The following is a 19,461-nucleotide window of genomic DNA, read 5'->3' as shown; positions in this document are numbered from 1 at the left end:
CATTTTTATGGCCAATCCTACCCCCATCCTAATCGGCGGCTCGGTCGCGATCGATAACGTCAAGACTCCAACAGCAGAGGCCGTTAACCTTCTCGGCGGGTCAGCATCCTATGCGGCTATCGCAGCGTCATACTATTCTCCTTCCGTTCATCTGGTGGGGATTATCGGCAAGGATTTCCCACAAGAGCACATCGATCTGCTCGAAAGTCGCGGAATCAATCTGGATGGCCTGGAGAAATCCGAGGGTGATTCCTTTTTCTGGTCGGGCGAATATCATGAAAACATGAACGACCGGACGACCAAGCAGGTGGCGGTCAACGTGCTGGAAGACTGGAAAGTGAGTGTTCCGAGCACGGCTGCAGGCATTCCGATCATTGTTTTGGCCAATATGGCGCCCGATAACCAATTGGAGCTGCTCAATCAATGCACGGCGGAAAAGCGATTCGTCGTGGCCGATACCATGGACTTGTGGATCTCGATCGCCAATGAGTCGCTCCACAAGGTGCTCAAGCGGATCGATCTCCTGGTCATCAATGAGAGCGAAGCACGGGATTTCGTGGGGACCAGCAATCTCATCGTTGCAGGCAAACGATTGCTTGAAAAAGGGCCGCAGCACGTAGTCATCAAGCTCGGAGAGTTTGGAGCGATTCTGTTTTCATCGGGCAGCGATGCGGAACCACAACTTTTCCGCTGTGCGGCGATTCCTCTGACCGAAGTTGCTGACCCGACCGGCGCTGGCGATTCCTTCCTCGGAGCCCTGGCCGGCTACCTCGCCGCAACCACCAAATCCGAGTTCCTTTTCGATGATATTCGTCAGGCAGTGGTGCAGGGAACTGTGGTGGCATCGTTCACCTGCGAAGCATTTTCCACCCGTCGGCTTCAAACGCTCACCCAGCAGGAAATAGCAGATCGTCTGACCTTCCTGAAATCGATCACTCATTGGCCATGATTTTCAAACGCTGCAATCCAATCATTGGTAGCGAACGAGTTAGGAGTGATATTGACTGGCCAAAAAAAACCAAAATTAGCGAAAAAATTTCGACAAATTTTCTTGCGGGATTGGCCGCTGGCCTGCTTTATTAGCGGTGAAAGCTGAATCAGCCTCAAAAAATACCATGCATGTGACGAACATGCCACAAACCCAAACACGATTATTCTCGAACAAAATCAGTCCCCAGCCAAACTCCAAGCCGTCATGAAACCATTCATTTCTTATTCAATTTTAGCCGCACTAGCCGCATGCGGCGCTGCCTCCGCGCAGGTTACCGCGAAAACCACTCCTGTTGGGTATGTTAGCCTTGGTGTTACCGATGGTAGCGCTGCAGTTCCTGCTAATACTGATGTTGCTATCTCTATTCCTCTTCAGAGGTCTACAGAGTTTTCAGGAGCGGTAACTTCGGTCTCCGGGTCTGTGATTTCCTTTTCAAGTGCTTCATTTGAGGCCGATGAGTTTTCATCCGATTCTAGCACCCCTTACATTTGCGTTGTAACGTCGGGAGATGGCGAAGGTTTGATGGCCCTTGTGACTGCTACTTCCACAGATTCACTGACTGTGTCAGTTGTTGGTGGTGGTGATCTTTCCGCTGTTGTTGCTGGAGATATGGTCTCGGTTTCCAAAGCGTGGACGTTATCTTCGTTCTTTTCCTCCGATCTTCCTGCTGGAACTCGCGTTCTTGCATTCAGTGGAACAACAGCAGGTGAGAACCTCGCTTCTAACTTGCAATACGTTTGGAGCGGTAGTAGCTGGGTTCAGCTCGTTGGTGGCTCAGGTACAGCCTCGAATACAATTCTCTATCCAGGCGAATCATTCATCCTTCGGAGTGGTGCTACCGCTATCGAAAGTCTGATTGTTAGCGGAGAGGTTCCTACTTATGCGAGTGGAGCGCTCATCTCTAAGCTTGGTACGGGCAATCAGGATAATCGCATTAGTTTCTTTAGTCCTGTTGACCAGACCATTGGATCCCTTGGATTGGGCTTCACAGCTGGTGACCGTTTGCTTGCATTCAATAATGCATCGACGGGTGTGAACAAAGCTGCCAGTGAGATTTTGGTTTGGAATGGAACTGATTGGATCGGTCTTCTTGGAGTCTCTGGTATTCAAACGGACGCTTACACGATTAAAGCTGGCGTAGGCTATGTTTATCGACGCGTATCGACTGCTCCTGTTGGTGATATCGACTGGACTGCTACGCCTTCTTATGTTAGTGAACTTTAATTGATTCTTGTTATTAATTAAATTATGAAAAAGAAAATTATACTGAGCTTGGTTGCCGCATTTGGTTTTGCTAGTCCTGCTTTTGCTACTGTAACACTTAATTTTAACAATGCATTTGCTGGTGGTGTGACATCAAATTTTGCAGATGCAAGCGGTACGGTATCTAATGGTCTCTACTGGGGTATTATCATTGATACGGACGGATCTGGTTTATCCACCACATACGACTCTGTTGATTTAACTGCCGGCACTGAAGTTGTGTTAACTACTGGTGGCACTGCTACAACCAACGTTTTGGTTCTTTCAAGTGATTTAACCACCGACACCTCCCTTTATTCTGAAGGTGATTTTGTTACCACCGGTGGTGATGGCGGAATTACGGGAATTACGGACTTGGTTCTTGGAGAACTCGGTATTTCTCAGGGAGATAGTTTCTCGATAGTTTGGTTTGATTCAGATGGAGTTCAGGCAGGCATTCTGACTGATGCGTCATTTATTCTTCCTGCTGATGGATCTGCCTCTGACTATGATGATCCTTTTGTAGGAACCGACCCTGTCAGATCAGCAACTGGTCTTACATTCGGAGTTGTCCCAGAACCTTCCGTAGCACTTCTTGGTGCTCTTGGTGCTCTTGGGCTTCTTCGCCGCCGCCGCTAATGCGGTGACGGGATTTTGATTCCTGAATATTTTTTAGAGGCGGGCTTCGGCCCGCCTCTTTTGTTTTGATGGTTTGGGCTTGGTTTCAAAATCGATCTCTTCCTCTGGATCGAGTTTGAAGGTTCTTAGGAAGGTCTGAGTTGGTTCTTCCAGATTGTATTACGGTTTGCTTGGCGCTTGCAGTTTTGGGCAACGAATAGGATGCTCCAGCCATGTTCACGGCAAAGTGGAAGAAGGATGCGAAGCTTTTGGCCAAAGGCGCTCGCAAGTTCGTCAATTATAAGCGGGATCTTCTCAAGCCGGATAGGGTGGAGGAAATTGAATCCCGGCGGGCGGATCTGCTGAAAGCCGTGAAGGAGGGGGATCGCGAAAAGAGCAACGAAGCCTCAAAGCAATTGAAAGCGATCTGCGAGAATTCGCTTCCACGTGAAAAGCCACAAGGCTGGTTTGAGGAGAATGTCGAAGTGATGTTCGTTGCGATCGTCATCGCACTTGGGCTTCGAGCGTATTATTTGCAGCCATTCCGGATTCCAACCGGCTCGATGCAGCCAACTTTGAACGGCATTGTCGGCACCAAAGAGTCGAAAGAAAAATGGCCCAGCTTCCCGACTCGGATGCTCCAGATGGCAACCAAGGGGCGCAACTACGTCAAAGTGGTGAGCGATCGTGACTGCCTCATTAGTTTTCCAGGTGGGCATTTTCCGGTGATGGACTACCAAAAGCTTCATTTCTTCACCCGCTCACGCATCATTTGTCGTGATGGTTCGAGCATTGAGTTGCCTGGCCCGGCTTCCCAAATGCTTGAGATTGGACTGCGTGATGCATTCAACAAGGCCTACACCAACGGCGGTATGATTCCTGCGGGAACGGTGCTTTGCGAAGGCTATTTGGATTCAGGCGATTTGGTCCTGGTCGATAAAATGTCCTATCAATTCCGCCGCCCACACCGGGGTGAAGTGTTCGTGTTCGATACGTTGGGTATTCGAGGAATCGAGGAATATGATCGGGAGAAGGCGAGCGCTGAACCGGGTGGAGCTCATGAGCAGGCTGGTGGAACTCACTACATCAAACGACTTGGAGGCGTCCCGGGGGATAGCTTGTCGATCCAAACACCGAATTTGCTCGTGAACGGGAAAGTGGCTCAGGAGCCGGGATTCCAGCGAGTTGCTAAAGGAGGTCCGCCCTTTTCAAAGGATCATCACGGCTACGTTTTGGCATCACCTGAAGTGGGTAAGTATCAGTATCTGACCAAGCCTACGGATCAACTGGTTCTGAGTGCGGATGCACCTCCAGGCCTACGCGAGTATGCTGCGTTTGGTGACAACACCGGGAACTCTCTGGATTCCCGCTATTGGGGAACGGTGAAAGAGTTCAACCTGGTTGGCCCTGCTTTGTTCTCACTTTGGCCATTTTCGACCGGTCACTGGGGCTTTATCCATTAACTTGTGCGGTCCGCGTCTGAAATCACCCGCAAAGCGAAATCCAATCTCGCATTGGCGCTGAAGCTCCTTCCCAAGGAGCGGCGCGACGACATGGTGGTTTTTTACGCGTATTGCCGGACCATGGACGATCTCGCCGACGAGCCGGATCGGCCACTTGCGGAACGAGCGGCGGCATTGGCCTCCTGGATCGATGGAGTCGAAAATCAATTTACCTCACCTGATGATTTCCAGCGGGAAGTCGAGGAATTGAAACTTCGTCATCAAATCCCGGGAAACTTGCTCGGTGCGATTGCCAGAGGCTGCAAAATGGATCTGGAAATCCAGAGATTTGATAATTGGGAGGCGCTTGAAGATTACATCTGGCACGTGGCCGGAGCTGTGGGCCTTGTATCGATCCGGCTTTTTGGCTGCAAAAATCCTGAAAGCGAAGCCTACGCGCTGACCCTAGCGAAGGCCTTGCAACTTACGAATATTCTGCGCGATATCCATGAGGATCTGAATAATGGCGGCAGAATTTATCTGCCACTACAAGATCTGAAGCAATTTGACTATGGGGTGGAAGATCTCCAATCGAAGCTGGGCGATGCACGTTTTATCGAATTGATGGAGTTCGAGGCAGCACGCGCTGAAGATTATTTTGATCAAGCTGATCGGCTGCTCCCCATGGAGGACTTTCAGGAATTGATCGCTGCAAGAGTGATGGGGGATATCTATCGAACCCTGCTGAAAAAGATGCGGGACGATGGATTCCGGGTTTTTGACAAGCGCTACGAGTTATCGAAAGCCAGAAAACTTGCCCTACTTTCGAAGCAACTAGTTGCTAGAAACCACATGATCGAATAACCTAGCAAACACACCCGTCAAAAATACATGCAACGAATCATCTATCCAGCGGCTGCCGGCTTGCTCCTTCTCCTGGCTTCTTGTTCCCCTTATCAACAGCAAGGAGCTGGTCTTGGAGCATTGGGTGGTGGCGCGCTTGGCGCGATTGCGGGTGACAGCAGTGCCGACGTCGTGAGAGGTGCTGCAATTGGCGCCGCAGTCGGAACAGGCGTTGCAGCGTATCAGGAAAATCAGCAACGACGCGCTGGCGATGTTTATGGCCAGGGTGGAGCTTATGGATCGAACGATTCCTATCGCTCTGATGTGCCCACGAGTCGACCCGATTCCTCTAGATACCCGGTTGCAGAAAAGACGGTGAAGCCGAATATCGTTTTGAGTCCGTACCCGCCCTACAATGAAGTTGACGTATCTGGCTTCGCATCAGGGCAGTATGTGAAAGATCCAACTACATCAGATCATAAAATCTTTCGTGTGCCTTAAGGTGCTGGAATTAAGCTAATTAAGCTGCCCGGCATGTGATCTGGTTGATTGAATTTCCGCACAGCTCGTGCTTGCGGATTTTCATAAAACCCGGGCATTTGTTTCAAGTAAGGGAAAACCGGTTGTCAACTATCGGTGAAAAAGGTATTTCTGGGATCTCGATAAGCCACAGAACCCAAATCTCATGGCCGTTTTTCCCCACCCGAAATCCCTATTACGTCTGTGTTTGTCATTTCTGACAACAGGTTTGATCACCATCGGAACTGGTTTCCCAACGGCTGCGCATGCTGAAAATGAGGCAGGCTGGGATGTTACGAAGATCAACGGCAAGGAATACGTGGCGGTTGAAGGGGTGAAGAATTTTTACAAGTTCACCAGTTTCAAGCAGTCCGGAGATCGATTGGTCCTCGATAGCAAGAGCATCGAAATGAAGCTGCAGGTCGGTGCGCAAGAATGCCTGATGAACAATGTGAAGTTCATCCTCTCGAATCCTGTCGTGGAGCAAGGCTCGAAAACTTACGTTTCCCGCCTCGATTTAACGAAGCTCATCGATCCGGTTCTGAGGCCGCAATTCATCTCCGATGCTGGGAATTTCCGAACGATCATTCTCGATCCCGGCCACGGTGGCAAAGATCCGGGTTCCACCAATTCCATCGGAACAGAGGCAAATTACACCCTGAAGCTGGCCTATCGGGTCAAAGCGATCCTTGAATCAAGACCCGAAAGATTTCGGGTGATCATGACACGTGACTCCGATCGATATGTTTCGCTACAAGGGCGGGTGGATATCGCCAATGCGGTGCAAGAGAATGCGCTTTTCATTTCGCTGCATTTCAATTCTGGAGGCCGAAGCGCGCGAGGAATTGAGACTTTCACCCTCTCTCCTCCCGGAGTGGCGCACTATGGCCGTGGCGTTGTCGCTGCGGACAGCATTTCCAGAGCTGGCAATCAACACGATTCAGCCAACATCGCGTTGGCAACTGCGGTTCATGGATACACCCTGCGGCTCTTGCAAAAGAAAGGCGTCACCACATTCGACCGAGGTATCAAGCGCGCTCGCTTCAGCGTTTTGTCAGGCGTGCGCCATCCAGCAATCCTTTTTGAAGGTGGATTCATGTCGAATCCATACGAAGCAAAACTCATCAGCAGTGATGCTTACCAGAACCTGATCGCTGAGTCAGTCGTCTACGCGGTAGAGTGCTACCGGAGTAACGTCAGTACAGCGACTGCCGGTAGACGCTAATCTCAGTTTTTTCGGCTCAGGCCCATGATCGCTTCGGTCATGCGAAGTGCTTGGGCATTTCGTTTCACCTGGTGGACACGGTGAATCATGACGCCACGTTCGCGGGCGTATGAGGTGAGCGCCACCGTCGGCCAATCGCGCAAGGAAAGATCGGTGTTTCCAAGCGTGCTGGCAATAAAGGACTTGCGGGAAACGCCGAGCAACACGGGCGAAGCTGCCGGGCTGATTTTATCCAAATTGCGGATGAGTTCGAGATTGTGTGCGGCGCTTTTGCCGAAGCCGATACCTGGATCGAGACAAATGGACGCAAGGTCCATTCCAGCACGCTCCAATGTTTCCAGTCGACGCGTGAAATACGTTTTTACCTCTGCCGTGACATCTTCATAGGCAGGCGCTAGCTGCATCGTACGCGGATCACCTTGCATGTGCATGACGACCACTCCGCATCCGGCGGCGTTGCAGACTGCAGTCATCTCGGGATCGCCTTCCAAGCCGGAGATATCGTTCACGATGTCTGCGCCTGCCTCCAGCGCAGCGGCTGCGACAGCGCTCTTGTGGGTATCGATCGAGATCAACCCATCCCATTCAGACCGCAATGCGCGAATGATCGGCAAGGTTCGTTGAATTTCGATGTCCACTGGAATTGCGGCGGCGCCAGGCCTGGTCGATTCGCCACCGATATCGATGATGTCGGCACCGTCCTCAATCATGCGATGAGCATGGGCAAGTGCAGTCGGGACATCCGCATGACTGCCGCCGTCTGAAAACGAATCCGGAGTTACGTTCAGAATTCCCATGATCATGCCTATCTGACTGAGATCGACCTTATTTCCGCGTATTTTCCAGTGCATGGAGTGAAATTGGTGGCTTGCACATTTCGACTGAATTTCTAGCCTTCGTCACATGAAGCGACTGAAAACCCTGAAGCTGACGGCCTTGTTTCTGGCATCGCTAACACTTTTACAAGGCCAGGATCTTGAGGTGAAGGGGGAGAATGTTCGCGTCATCCATTATCGTGACGGCTCCCAGGCTCAATTTGAGCGCATGGATAACAATAAGACGATGGTGAAGAAAACATTCGCCGCAAAAGGTGGATATCCAACCATGGTGACCATTTATCGCATGGATGAGTCTGGCAATCCACTGAGCTGCATCATTTACGACGGCGGCCAGAAGCAGGAATTATTCAGAGTCCGCTATGGTTATCGGAAGACGGACGGCCAATTGGTGGAAGAACAGATGTTTGATAGCCGGACCCGCCGGATCGACAAGAACTCTGGCAAGGAAATCCCAGTTCAACGGGTCATTTATTTCTACAATGCAGAGGGCCAGCGAAGTGCTCCGATTACCATCAACCTGCTTCCCGGCAAAACCTTCCGTGAAATTTATGGTTCGGATTCTTCCGCAATCGAGGTCAACCCGTTCGATGCAGATGCCAAGGAAAAGCTGGCAAATCCCAAGGCGAAGCCTGTAGGCCATTAATTCGAGTATTTCTTCGTCCGTGCCTTCGGCTAGAACGGTTCTGCCAATTCTAATTGGTGCTGCTATCGGAGCCGGAGGCATTCTGAGGGGGCTTCATCGTGAAGCTGCCAATCAGCGTGGTGACCAGTCGGATTTGCTGAACCAGCTTCGTATTGCCCGTGAGGAAAATGATCTCCTGGCGAGGGAGAACGAAGCGCTGCGGTCACTGGCACAAGGTGGCGGTGAGTTTGCGGTGCCTCAGGAATTTTTGGACAGAGCGGAACGTGAGTTCAGCCTGAAGTTCCAATCCAATCCGGTGGTGCACCGGATCGCCACGGAAGAATTGAGCGATCGCATCGCTGCATCGTACGAAAGCCGATATGGCCCAGCCGGGATGGATGATCGCCAGGAAGCTTATTCGTTGATCGGATGGTTGGGGCCGGATGACCGTCTTCTTGGGCAATTTTCCGCGATCAATTCGCTCGGAGCTATCGCTTGGTTTGATGAAGAAAGTGGCGATGGCTGGGTGACGGATCGATTTGATATCGAGAACATTCCGAATCAGGCAGCGCTGTTCCGGGTGCTGGTCCGGATTTTGTTGAATCAAAACTTTGCACCGCCACCAGCCTATCCGGGAGATGACCAAGATCGCGCGCGTGAGGCCCTGCACGAAGGAAGTGCCGCTGCAGCCGAGATGCGATATTTCTCCGATATGGCGAGATCGATCGGGTTCATGAAAATGAACGAAAATCCCGAAGCGGCCGCATTTTTTGAGAGTCTGTCGCCATTCATGCGGGGCTTGGTTCGCTTTCCAGAGTCCGAAGGAAGAGGCTATGCGGAAGCGCTCTATCAGGCTGGAAATGACAAACTCCAGAATGTTCTGCGAAATCCTCCACTGACGACTGCGGAGATTTTTGCCAAGCAGGTTGGGGGTATCACGCCGAATGTGATGAGTCTGCCGGACTTGCCGGAAGAACCATTCCTTTCCGAAACAGCGGGGCGGCTTGGATTGAAGCTTTGGCTCGATGCTTTGGAGGATGAGAAGGCTGCAAACGAGATCTCTTCACATTGGTTAGGCGATGCTTACCAGCTGTTTCCCGATGGCGAGGTATCGGCTGCCGTCGTTTGGGATGTGCGGATGGATTCGCAAGATGCTGCTGATAAGTTGATGGCATCGGGGTTGATCCTCGTGGCGTCCGCACGCGAGAACGATCAGCCAGTCACAGCAGGCGAGCTCGTGCTGACCGGTCAGCGTCGCTATCTGGCTCTGATTCGGAAATCAGAGGACCAAGTCCGTTTTATCAACGTCGCCACCAAAGAATCGGCGGAGCGATTGATGAATTGAGAGGGCTTGCTCAGTTCATGCCGGAAAGTTGGTGATTCAGAAGAATGGAGTGTCTCAACGCCTTCATCACCTGAATCAAACCGTTCTTAGGCTTGGCGGCTTGAGCGCAAGCGGGATCGGCTTCGACGTTGCGGCTGACGTAGCGACCAATCTCGGTATAGAGGTGATTCATCTGGGTGTCGATCGACGCAAGCTCTGAACGCAGACTGGAAATGCCGCGGTTGGTTTCTCCGATTTGTTGAGACGCTTGCGAGGCTTGGCTACGGATGCCTTTTGAAGTTTCCTGATATTCCTCGTTGAGGGCGTCGATTTTTGCCTCACCGGCATCAATTTCGTTGGCCACCCGGACCCGTTCCGTTTTTAACGCGGCGAAGTTGGCTTTCAACGCGGCGAGTCTGGTTTTCACGGAATGGATTTCTTCCGCCGCGCCATTGTCGCGGGTGAGAACTTCCAATTTCAAGTTGAGCCCATCGTAAGTCCGGCGGACATCCCGCGCTTGCTGGACGATCTCATCACGGCGGATCGTGAGTTTTTCCATTTGGGAAACGATCGCCTGGCGTTGCTGGATCAAGGCTTCCTGCGGATTGGCGGTGGAGCTCAGCAGGGTGGAGCGTTCTTCGTGAGCCAGCGAAAGGTGGGATTCCCGTTGCTTGAGTTCCTCCACCAGCGCCTCGCGTTCCTTGATGAGTTTCCGAAGATTCCAATATTCAACGGAAAGAGCCTCAATGTTTTCAACCCGATCCCAAATGATTTCTCCCAAATGAGCTTCCGCCTCGCGCAGGAGATGCATCTCGCTGGCAGCATCTGTCATCCGTATATTTCGCCGGTGAATGCCGAAATTTTGAGCAATTTTGGCGAAAAAGTATCGTGTTCGGGTCATTTGGGTCGGGAAAGTAAGGCTGCGGATCTCAACTTCCGCCAGTGATCTTTTTTTGAAGGCTAGTGATTACTTCTGAATCTTCAAGCGTGGTGATGTTACCAGATATTTTGCCGGTTGACACAAGCTCTTTCAGCAAGCGGCGCATGATTTTTCCCGAACGCGTTTTGGGTAACGCGGCCGTGCAGTAGACATCGTCTGGTTTGGCGATGGCGCCGATCACGTGGGCGACGTGATTGCGCAGTTCGACCACCAATTCCGGCGATTCTTCATAGCCAGTCTTTAACGTCACGAAGGCTGCGACTGCTTGCCCTTTGAGATCGTCAGGGCGACCTACCACCGCCGCTTCAGCAACGGCATGATGCGCCACCAGTGCGCTTTCAATTTCAGCAGTTCCGAGACGGTGGCCCGAAACATTCAGCACATCGTCCAGTCGACCGATGATCCAGAAATTGCCCTTCTTATCGCGGCGGGCACCGTCTCCGGCGGTATAGAATCCGGGATAATCCGACCAGTAGACTTTTTTGAATCGGGCTTTGTCCTTGTAGAGCGTGCGCGTCATGGATGGCCAGGGCTGGCGAATCACCAGGCGGCCATCCTCATTCGGTTTGCACTCATTACCGGCGTCATCCAGCACGGCAGCATCGATGCCGAAAAAGGGCAGGGTGGCGGTTCCCGGTTTGCACGGTGTGGCCCCCGGCAGAGGTGAAATCATGATGGCCCCGGTTTCCGTCTGCCACCAGGTATCAACGATCGGACATTTGCCGCCGCCGATATGCTCGTGATACCACAGCCAGGCTTCGGGGTTGATCGGCTCACCGACCGAGCCAAGGAGGCGAAGCGAGGAAAGATCATATTTTGCCGGGAATGCATCCCCCGCCTTGATGAAGGCGCGAATGGCAGTGGGAGCGGTGTAAAAAATGGTGACTCCGTATTCTTCGATCATTTGCCAGAATCGCCCGAAATCCGGGAAATTGGGCGCGCCCTCATACATGACTTGGGTCACTCCGTTGGCCAATGGGCCATAGACGATATAAGAGTGACCGGTGATCCAGCCGACGTCCGCCGTGCACCAATAAACATCGTCATCCCGCATATCGAAGATGTATTTGCAGGTCGCATAGGTTCCGGTGAGATAGCCGCCGGAGGTATGGAGAATGCCTTTGGGTTTTCCGGTGGAGCCGGAGGTGTAAAGTATGAACAACGGGTGTTCCGAATCGAACCCTTTCGCCGTGTGTTGGGCCGAAACGTTTTCCATTTCATCTGCCCACCAGACATCCCGCCCTTCCTGCATGGATATATCATTGCCGCAGCGGTTCAGAACGATGACGCGGCGGACTTTGGAAAATCTTTGCAGTGCGTCATCAACGGTTGGCTTCAGTGGAATGACTTTGCCGCGCCTCCAGCCACCGTCCGCAGTGATCACGGCAACGGCTCCGGAATCTTCTAACCGATCCAGGATGGCATCCGCTGCGAAGCCACCAAAGACGACATTGTGAACGGCTCCAATTCTCGCGCAGGCAAGCATCGCGATGGCCGCTTCGGGGACCATCGGCATGTAGATGAGCACGCGGTCGCCAGCTTCAATGCCGTTCTTTTCCAGAACATTGGCGAATTTCGAGACCTCGCGCTTTAACTGGGCGTAGGTAATGACCCGCTTGTCGCCAGGTTCACCTTCCCAGATGATGGCGGCTTTGTTTTTCCGTGGGCCTTCGGCATGGCGATCCACGCAGTTTTCGCAGACGTTCAGTTCGCCCCCCGTGAACCATTCAGCGAATGGCGGATCCCACTTTAGGGTCTTGGACCAGGGTTTTCTCCACTGCAATTCCTTCGCTTCTTTGGCCCAGAATTTCTGCGGTTTACGGATCGATTCCTGATAGAGTTCCTGATATTCTGATAAGGAGGAGATGCGTGCTTTCTTGGCAAATTTCTTGTCGGGCTTGTAAGTGGCTTCCGCTGGATCAGCCGAAGTGGATTTCTTGGAACTCATGGAATCTGGGTTTTGAGGATTCAGTAACGCTGGGTTTGGCGTCCTTGTTTAGAAAACTAGAATCGGCTGGCTGCGTGGGCAAGTCGGCAGTGCGGGGGAAGTGAGTTGATTGCGATTCTCGGAGCGGTGCCGGGATTGAACTGGAAAAATCGATTTCGCCTGCTAGACAGCACCGGATATTCGACTAAAATCGTCCGCTTCCCTCTCTATAACAACTTTCCGCCGTGATTTTCAAAAAGCCCTTTCTCCCCATCGCGGTCCTCTCGACCCTTACCACAGCTGTTAGTGTATCGTATGGGGATGATATCCCGCTTCAGCGCGAGACTTCAGTAAACGGCGGATATCTGACTTTCTATCTGGATAACGATTTGTTTGCGGGAGAAGACCGTGACTACACCAACGGTGCCCGTCTTTCGTGGATTTCACCTAACGAAACAGCCGATGATCTGGGCGCGTTCCAAGGGGTCTTGCGTCGGTTTTCGGGCGATGATGAGTCGTTCAACATTTTCCGCCGAATCACCGGGTTCCAGGATCCTGACAAAGTCCGCTACAATTATGGGTTTTCCCTCACCCAGTTGATGTACACACCGGAGGACTATGAACCTTACACCCAGCCTGTCGGCCAAAGGCGCTACGCAGGTTGGCTCGGGCTCGGATTTTCACTCCATGTCAAAGACGATCGGATTTTGAACTCGGTCGAGTTTACGGTAGGGACTATCGGCCCACACTCGAAGGCAGAGGAAACGCAGGATTTCATCCATGACCTTCGTAACATGGAGAAGTTCAATGGCTGGGACGATCAGGTCCCGAACGAAGTCACTGCCGATATCAGTTTTGTTCAAAAGCGTCGTGCAGACTTCGTCGATATTGAACGTGGCTGGTTCCGAATGGACGGATTGACGGAATGGGGCCTTCGGTTGGGGACATTCCGGACTGAGGCCTATCTCGGCGGATTTTTCCGCGCGGGTTTCAATCTTCCGACCGATTTTTCCGATCCTCGATTGTCATCCACCGCCTATTCGCATCGTTATTTCAGTGATGGCTCCGAGCTCTACGTTGGCAACGTGTCAATCTACACCTTGTTTGGCGCGACTGCTCGGGTGGTTGGCTACGATGCGACCTTGGATGGGCCGGTTTTTCGATCCTTTGAGACTGGCAACAAACGGGAAGTCTGGGTGGGCGAAGTGTTTGTCGGACTAGGCGTGCGCTATCGGAATGTTGAATTCAGCTACGTTCACACGATCCGAACCCAAGAATACCGTGAGCAGGATGAGGCCTCAAACTTTGGAACGGTAGCCATTCGGGTGATGTTTTAAGAGCCGCTGAATCACTCAAATCGTCGGGTTGGCGGCGTATTAAAATCCTCATTTTGATCATGCAAAATGCCTGATCTGAAAAGGGTTCATGCATGAATTCAGAAAACTCCCGAGGTGGTGGAGTGGAGCTGAAGTGTTAAGAAGGCGGCTCGTCATCAGTGAGTTAGCTGCAGAAGTGGGTGTCTGGCACAGCGATTGCGATGAGGAAATTGTCGGATCAACCGACGATCAACTCATTTTTGGACGCCATGAAAACACAAACGCATCAATCACCAGGCAATCGCTTCCTGTGGCTCGCGGCGATGGCAATCAGCTCCACCATGGCTTACGCCACTCCTGCTGCACCACCTGCACCTGGCGCAGAAACGGCGGAATTCGTTACCTTAGAAGTCAATTCCGATTCCCAGCTTTCCAAATCGCCTCTCGACATCCAATTGAAGGATGGAATCGCGATTCTCACCGGTAAGGCGAAATCCCTGAACATCGCTGAGCGTGCAGCGGCCAGGGCGATGGCGGTCGATCATGTGTTGGCAGTTTCCAATCAAATCCAGATCACAGAGTATTCGGGTGATACCAATGACCTCAACAAGAGCATTGCTACAGCGCTTAAAAAGGATCCAGCGATTGATGCGAGCAATATTTCAGTTTCCAGTGAAGGAGGCTTGGTGCATCTCGACGGAACGGTTGGAACTTGGGATGAACAGGAAATTGCGAGAGAAATTGTGTCCCACATCGAAGGCGTGACCATGATCGATAATCGGTTGGAGGTATCCTTTGAAGGGATACGAACCGATCGGCAAATGGCAGCGCAGATCAACGAACTGATCGCTGATGATCCGCTTTATGATGGCCTTTCCATTTCAGCTGAGGTCAAAGACGGAGTGGTAAAACTTCACGGCGAAGTTGGTAGCAAAGGCGAGTATGACCGCCTCGTTCGCCATGTTTACGTGACCGGGATCTTCGATGTGAATGCGGATCAATTAAACATCAACAGCGACCTGAAGATGGAAGCGATGAGTGACAAAAACTATTCGCCGGATCGCATCAATGAACTTGCGGCACGAGTGCTGAAGATGGATCCACGCATCAATGATGATTCGATTTCTGCCACGGTTTTTGAAGGCACTGCCACTCTCAAAGGACGAGTCCGTTCGGTTGAGGCAAAAGCGATTGCTGAAATCGCCGTGCGCGGAGTCCCAGGAGTGATGAAAGTTGCAAATGAAATCCAAATCGGTCCATCCCGTGAAATGGTTTCACTGGGTGCAGGAAATCGATAAGAACTTCTTAAATCCAGCCATAGGCGTTGTCGGGAAAAAATCCTGGCAGCGCTTTTTGGTGTCAGAATTAGGTGGTTAGAAGTTCGTTTGCAGGTGATTGCTCTTCGCGGCCCCAACCATCTTTTCCCCGATGGAAGTGGACCGATTGTCTGGGGAGAAAACGATCTTTTGCGAAAACGAATGGTGTAATTTCCAGACGATTGTTAGAGATAGAGATTTTATGGAAACCCTGCGGTTCACCTTGAATCCTCGTTGAACAAACCGTTGGAGCTTGTGAAACGACCGAGGCCCAGCCGCCGATCGTGCCTGCTGTAGCTAGGGTAGAGGTATGGAAATGACCACATAACACAAGGTCCACTTTGGCTTTACCCATGGCGGCCAAAAGTTCAGGCAATGGACTCACCACATTCCTTTGATGATGGCTTGGTGCGAGCAATGGATGGTGCAAGATCAGGACTCTAAAATGGTCTGGCAATCCGGCTTTGAATTTCGAGACCATACCGGAAATTTGATGATCGGTTAGAAACCCTTCTGACCAATCCAAGTTCAGGCCAAACGGCCGCGTGCTGTTCAACGATACCAAATGCACCCCATCGAGAATGAGTTCAGGTTCGAGATCCTCTCCGAAATAAGAACGGTAGCGATGAAATGGGGCAAAAAAGCGCGAGAATGGACCATTAAACCCCGGGACATCATGGTTGCCGGGAATCAATAAGCGCGGGGTGGGTAGGGCATCGACGAAATCGCGGGCACTTTCGAGTTCATCACGTCTGGCGCGCATCGTTAGATCCCCACTCAAGACAGTGATGTCGGGAGCGAGATCTGCCGCGTGCGAAAGAAAAACCGATGCGGCTATCGGCTCAAGGGCGCCGAAGTGAGGATCTGATAAATGAAGCAGGCAGGGCATTACGGATTAAAGAACTACTTTTCAGTCTCTGGTCGGAGATTTTCAGAACTGGTGAGAACCTTGAGGTGCCCGGGTAGGATGCGAAGTTTGATCGGAAATGGCAGACGCATGATTTCACCATCAAGCATGATGGTGCAATGCTTGCGGCGATGAGCTCGAAGTTCCAATTCAGAAGCTTTGACAACCTTCAGCTCGGGATTGAGTTCATGCCTGCCGAGCACATAATCGATGATTCCTCGAAGAGCAGATGATGCTGTTTTCTGCATGCCAACATAGCCGGTCAGGGTTCCACAGTTGAAGTCAGTCCGAGCAGGTACGATACCTGCCGTAGCTCGATATGAACCAGGAACGAAAGCAGAGAACTTGGTTTTGGCGTGGCCAATCAAATTTGGGCCGATCCATGAAATGTTCAAATGTCTGGCGTGACTGAAAATTTTTGGCACGCCAGTGATGAGCTTGATGGTCTTTTTCCACCATACGCCACCGTGATCCCGTCGTTCAAAGATGCTGGCAAACTCAGGGTAGAATCCGAGAATCGTGGTGCACAGGCAGGCGTGGCCGGATACATCAAGCACATCAATTTGATGAGCTTCGGCATTGGCCAAAAATTGAATGGCGGCAGACAAATCCAAAGGAACTCCTAAGTCTCTTGCTGCTAGATTGAATGTGCCCATGGGTAAGACTCCCAGCGCGATGTCGCTTCCGCCCAATAGGCGTGCCGCAGTAGAAACAGTCCCATCTCCACCACCGATGATGATGGCGTCCGGACGTTCATTCATCGCACTGCGAATCGTTTGCTCTATCGATGAAGGCGGAACCATGTGCGAGGTCACTTCGTGGCCGCTTTTGGCGAATTCTTTTGTTAGCTCTTTCGCGAACTCCTCGATGTTCAGCCCACGATCACTGGCACCGGAACCACGATTGATAATCAACTGAACTTTCACCGGGATTGGTTGGAAATGGTAGTTAGGCCGTGTGAGCGGCGCGGAATGCCAGACTGGAAAGAGTGAAGCGCAACAGTCTATCGGACAAAGTTGCGTCGTCTGGTCGATCTTCAGCTAACAGGGATTTGAGGAAATCCAACCATGCGCTGCTCCGCTTTGAAGGTGCCTGATCCTCGGCAAGTACTTCCACAGCATCTTCCAAACGGCCTTCACGCGCAGATTTCAGTGCCCGTGCGATGGGTTCTTCAGGCGAGTTCAGAATGAATTGCACCACTTCACGCAGGTCAGCGGGGTGGACTGGTTTTAATAGGAAATCGACAACGCTGTTGCGGATCGCTTTCAGGGCGGCACCTGGTGTTAAAGCGGCGCTGCACAGGACAATGGGAATTTGATTTCCTGCGCGGCGGAGGCTTTCGATCACCCCGATTCCGTCAATATCCGGCATGCGCAAATCGAGGATGATGAGGTCAAAGTGTGCTTCCGCGATTTTATCCAGGGCGATCCGCCCGCAGGATGCAGTTTCGACTTTGGTGTATGCGTTCGTGAGTGCGTAAGCAAATCCGAGCCTGAGCGTGGGCTCATCATCCACGACCAGAATGTGGCGAAGGGCGGTGCCTCTTGCTGCTCCGGAATTGTCAGGCGATTGGAACATCAATATAGAAAACAGTTTCGTCGTTGGTCCGATCTAACAGACCAATGCGACCTTCGTGGGCTCTTATGATTTCCCGGGAAATGAATAGGCCGAGACCTACACCATCAATGCTTTCATCGGATGCACGGAAGAAACGCTCGAAGATTCTTCCTTGAAATTCTTCCGGAACGCCATCGCCCTGGTCGATGACGGAAACGCGGAGGAACTCGGCTTCAGGCTTGCTTAGTCGCAATGTAATGGTGCTGCCGCTGGGGCTGTGTTTGATGGCGTTGGAGATGAGATTATTGAGGACCTCGTCCAATCTCAAGGGATCTGCATAAGCTTCAGGTAATTCCAGTTCCGGCAGTTCGACATCGATCACGATATCTTTTGCCGAAGCAGCGCTCTTGTAGAGGCGCGCCGCCCGATTGAGGCTCTCAGCAAGTTGCACCGGAACCCTTGCCAAATAGGTCGTTCCGCTTTCAGCGCGAGATAGGTCTAACAGCGTATTGAGTGTTACTAACAAACGCTCGCAGTCCTCATTGGCAGATGTAACCATGGTGTGTTGCATCGGGTCTAGCTTGAGGGATTTCTCCTCTAACAACAAGTGGAGAACCATGCGAATTCCTGTTAGAGGTGTTTTGATCTCATGGCTGACCGTAGAAAGCAGGTTGGTTTTCATATCGTCCAGCCAGCGAATGCGGCTGACGTTATGGAGCAGCACCGCCCAACCTGAACGGGTTTGGTCCTCTGAGATGAAACGGAAGATTCTGGGCAGGTAGAAGAATTCTTCTTCGTTAATACGGAACAGAAGGGCTTCGCGTGGATCTTCGGGCAGGAAGTGGCTTCCTTCCTCCTTGCATCGATCCATGATCTTCTGAATTTTCAGCGGAAGCCGACCGGAAACTCCCAAGCTTTCGGTTAATCTCTCTGCAGACGGATTGATCTGCAGGATACGGCCATCGTCCCCCAAGACGAAAAGTGGCGACGGGATTGCTTCCAGAATGGCGCGATTTACCAGGCTCGCACGTTTGATGTGCTCGTCCGTTTCACCACGATGAATTCGCAGCTCATGGGCCATGTCATTGAACGCGGAAACGACGGAGCCAAATTCACTGCCGGGGGTGGGAGTAGGCAGGGATAGCTCGAAATTTCCATTCCTCACTTCTTCAATCGAATGCTTCAGACCAACGATCGGATCAACCATGTGGTGAACCAGTTGGCTATAGATGAGTATGGCAATCGTCGTACCTAACAGAACCAGGGTGGTAACGAAGTAGACATCTTTTCGAGATTCTTCACGCAGTTGGCGTGTCCCGGAGAAAAGTTTTTCCTCTGCCAGGCTGACGATCGTGTCAGCATTGCTTGTCAGTTGCTGAGTTTGATTGGCGATGAATACAAGGAGCAGCTCTCTTTCATCACGTTCCGTGACGCCGCCACCGAAATATTTTTCATAGCCATCGGAGTAAGCTTGAATCGAATTTTCGAGCCTTGTGATCGCGTCATCCCAGTTCGACTCATGGCTTGCTTCTTCTTTTAAAGTCGCAAGGCGGGAATCCAGTTCACTGTAGATCGTGTCATAACTGGTTCGCTCCGGTCCTTCAGCTCGAGGCGGGCCAGCGAGAACAGGAAGGTAGCGCGAATTGATGGTTGAGGTGATGGTTCGAATCCCCTGCGCAGTACTGATCGCATTGTAGTTTTTCTCCAGGCGACGTTCGTAATTTTTACTCGCGTCCCGCATCAGGAGCAAAGCCGTAGCTCCCACTGCCCAGAGGAGGACAACAAGTGTCAATAAACCGTAGAAAAGTCGGACGCGAAGCATGATCAAGATCG

General features: G+C 51.8%; 18 protein-coding genes. 11 read left to right on the top strand and 7 right to left on the bottom strand.

Translation table 11 applies throughout. The features are described from left to right. The first annotated feature begins 7 nt into the window (after positions 1-7). The 7 genes from JIN85_RS13760 (at position 8) to JIN85_RS13730 (ending at position 6,880) form a co-directional block, all read left to right on the top strand. A complete protein-coding gene (locus tag JIN85_RS13760; RefSeq protein WP_200271705.1) occupies positions 8-949 on the top strand; it encodes a PfkB family carbohydrate kinase in 942 nt (313 codons plus the stop codon). Between the two features lie 246 nt (positions 950-1,195). Continuing rightward, a complete protein-coding gene (locus JIN85_RS13755) occupies positions 1,196-2,215 on the top strand; it encodes a TIGR02597 family protein (protein WP_200271703.1) in 1,020 nt (339 codons plus the stop codon). Positions 2,216-2,239: 24 nt separating this feature from the next. Then, positions 2,240-2,872, top strand: a complete 633-nt coding sequence (locus JIN85_RS13750; RefSeq protein ID WP_200271701.1) for a hypothetical protein — start codon at positions 2,240-2,242, stop codon at positions 2,870-2,872. Positions 2,873-3,084: 212 nt separating this feature from the next. Further along, entirely contained in the window at positions 3,085-4,314 is a 1,230-nt protein-coding gene (gene lepB, locus JIN85_RS13745) for a signal peptidase I (RefSeq protein WP_200271699.1), read from the top strand. A 3-nt stretch (positions 4,315-4,317) separates the two neighbouring features. Further along, on the top strand, positions 4,318-5,157 hold the full coding sequence (locus JIN85_RS13740; RefSeq protein WP_200271697.1) for a phytoene/squalene synthase family protein: 840 nt from the start codon (positions 4,318-4,320) through the stop codon (positions 5,155-5,157). 27 nt (positions 5,158-5,184) lie between these two features. Continuing rightward, positions 5,185-5,637: a hypothetical protein gene (locus JIN85_RS13735; RefSeq protein WP_200271695.1), complete on the top strand. Its 453-nt coding sequence runs from the start codon at positions 5,185-5,187 to the stop codon at positions 5,635-5,637. Between the two features lie 184 nt (positions 5,638-5,821). Continuing rightward, on the top strand, positions 5,822-6,880 hold the full coding sequence (locus JIN85_RS13730; protein ID WP_200271693.1) for an N-acetylmuramoyl-L-alanine amidase family protein: 1,059 nt from the start codon (positions 5,822-5,824) through the stop codon (positions 6,878-6,880). Positions 6,881-6,882: 2 nt separating this feature from the next. Here JIN85_RS13730 and folP read toward each other — a convergent pair whose 3' ends face one another. Then, a complete protein-coding gene (folP, locus tag JIN85_RS13725) occupies positions 6,883-7,731 on the bottom strand; it encodes a dihydropteroate synthase (RefSeq protein WP_200271691.1) in 849 nt (282 codons plus the stop codon). A gap of 52 nt (positions 7,732-7,783) precedes the next feature. Between folP and JIN85_RS13720 the strand changes: the two genes are divergently transcribed. Both JIN85_RS13720 and JIN85_RS13715 read left to right on the top strand, forming a co-directional pair. Then, positions 7,784-8,362 (top strand): hypothetical protein, encoded by a 579-nt coding sequence (locus JIN85_RS13720; protein ID WP_200271689.1) that lies wholly within the window; start codon positions 7,784-7,786, stop codon positions 8,360-8,362. 19 nt (positions 8,363-8,381) lie between these two features. Further along, positions 8,382-9,686, top strand: a complete 1,305-nt coding sequence (locus JIN85_RS13715) for a hypothetical protein (RefSeq protein ID WP_200271687.1) — start codon at positions 8,382-8,384, stop codon at positions 9,684-9,686. A gap of 10 nt (positions 9,687-9,696) precedes the next feature. On the opposite strand, the gene JIN85_RS13710 is transcribed toward JIN85_RS13715, so the two are convergent. Both JIN85_RS13710 and acs read right to left on the bottom strand, forming a co-directional pair. Then, the gene (locus JIN85_RS13710) at positions 9,697-10,566 is read right to left on the bottom strand and encodes a hypothetical protein (RefSeq protein ID WP_200271685.1); all 870 of its coding nucleotides are present in this window, start codon (positions 10,564-10,566) and stop codon (positions 9,697-9,699) included. 28 nt (positions 10,567-10,594) lie between these two features. Continuing rightward, positions 10,595-12,553: an acetate--CoA ligase gene (acs, locus tag JIN85_RS13705; RefSeq protein WP_200271683.1), complete on the bottom strand. Its 1,959-nt coding sequence runs from the start codon at positions 12,551-12,553 to the stop codon at positions 10,595-10,597. A gap of 224 nt (positions 12,554-12,777) precedes the next feature. On the opposite strand from acs, the gene JIN85_RS13700 reads away from it, so the two are divergent. Both JIN85_RS13700 and JIN85_RS13695 read left to right on the top strand, forming a co-directional pair. Next, positions 12,778-13,869 (top strand): lipid A deacylase LpxR family protein, encoded by a 1,092-nt coding sequence (locus tag JIN85_RS13700; protein WP_200271681.1) that lies wholly within the window; start codon positions 12,778-12,780, stop codon positions 13,867-13,869. A gap of 248 nt (positions 13,870-14,117) precedes the next feature. Beyond that, positions 14,118-15,146 carry a BON domain-containing protein gene (locus tag JIN85_RS13695; RefSeq protein WP_200271679.1) on the top strand — a complete coding sequence of 343 codons (1,029 nt, stop codon included), beginning with the start codon at positions 14,118-14,120 and terminating at the stop codon, positions 15,144-15,146. A 67-nt stretch (positions 15,147-15,213) separates the two neighbouring features. Here JIN85_RS13695 and JIN85_RS13690 read toward each other — a convergent pair whose 3' ends face one another. The 4 genes from JIN85_RS13690 to JIN85_RS13675 are packed head-to-tail and all read right to left on the bottom strand — an operon-like array spanning position 15,214 to position 19,450. Further along, entirely contained in the window at positions 15,214-16,053 is an 840-nt protein-coding gene (locus JIN85_RS13690) for a metallophosphoesterase family protein (protein ID WP_200271677.1), read from the bottom strand. 14 nt (positions 16,054-16,067) lie between these two features. Further along, positions 16,068-16,997, bottom strand: coding sequence for a diacylglycerol kinase family protein (locus JIN85_RS13685; protein ID WP_200271675.1), 930 nt, complete (start codon positions 16,995-16,997; stop codon positions 16,068-16,070). A 22-nt stretch (positions 16,998-17,019) separates the two neighbouring features. Further along, on the bottom strand, positions 17,020-17,649 hold the full coding sequence (locus tag JIN85_RS13680) for a response regulator (protein ID WP_200271673.1): 630 nt from the start codon (positions 17,647-17,649) through the stop codon (positions 17,020-17,022). Continuing rightward, positions 17,633-19,450: an ATP-binding protein gene (locus JIN85_RS13675; protein WP_200271671.1), complete on the bottom strand. Its 1,818-nt coding sequence runs from the start codon at positions 19,448-19,450 to the stop codon at positions 17,633-17,635. The genes JIN85_RS13680 and JIN85_RS13675 overlap by 17 nt, the downstream gene beginning before the upstream one ends. Between the last annotated feature and the right edge of the window lie 11 nt (positions 19,451-19,461).

It is taken from the genome of Luteolibacter pohnpeiensis, from assembly GCF_016595435.1.
In the GTDB taxonomy this organism is placed as follows: Bacteria; Verrucomicrobiota; Verrucomicrobiia; order Verrucomicrobiales; family Akkermansiaceae; genus Luteolibacter; species Luteolibacter pohnpeiensis.
Note: the sequence above shows the minus strand (reverse complement) of the source record. Positions and strands in the feature narration are given on the sequence as shown.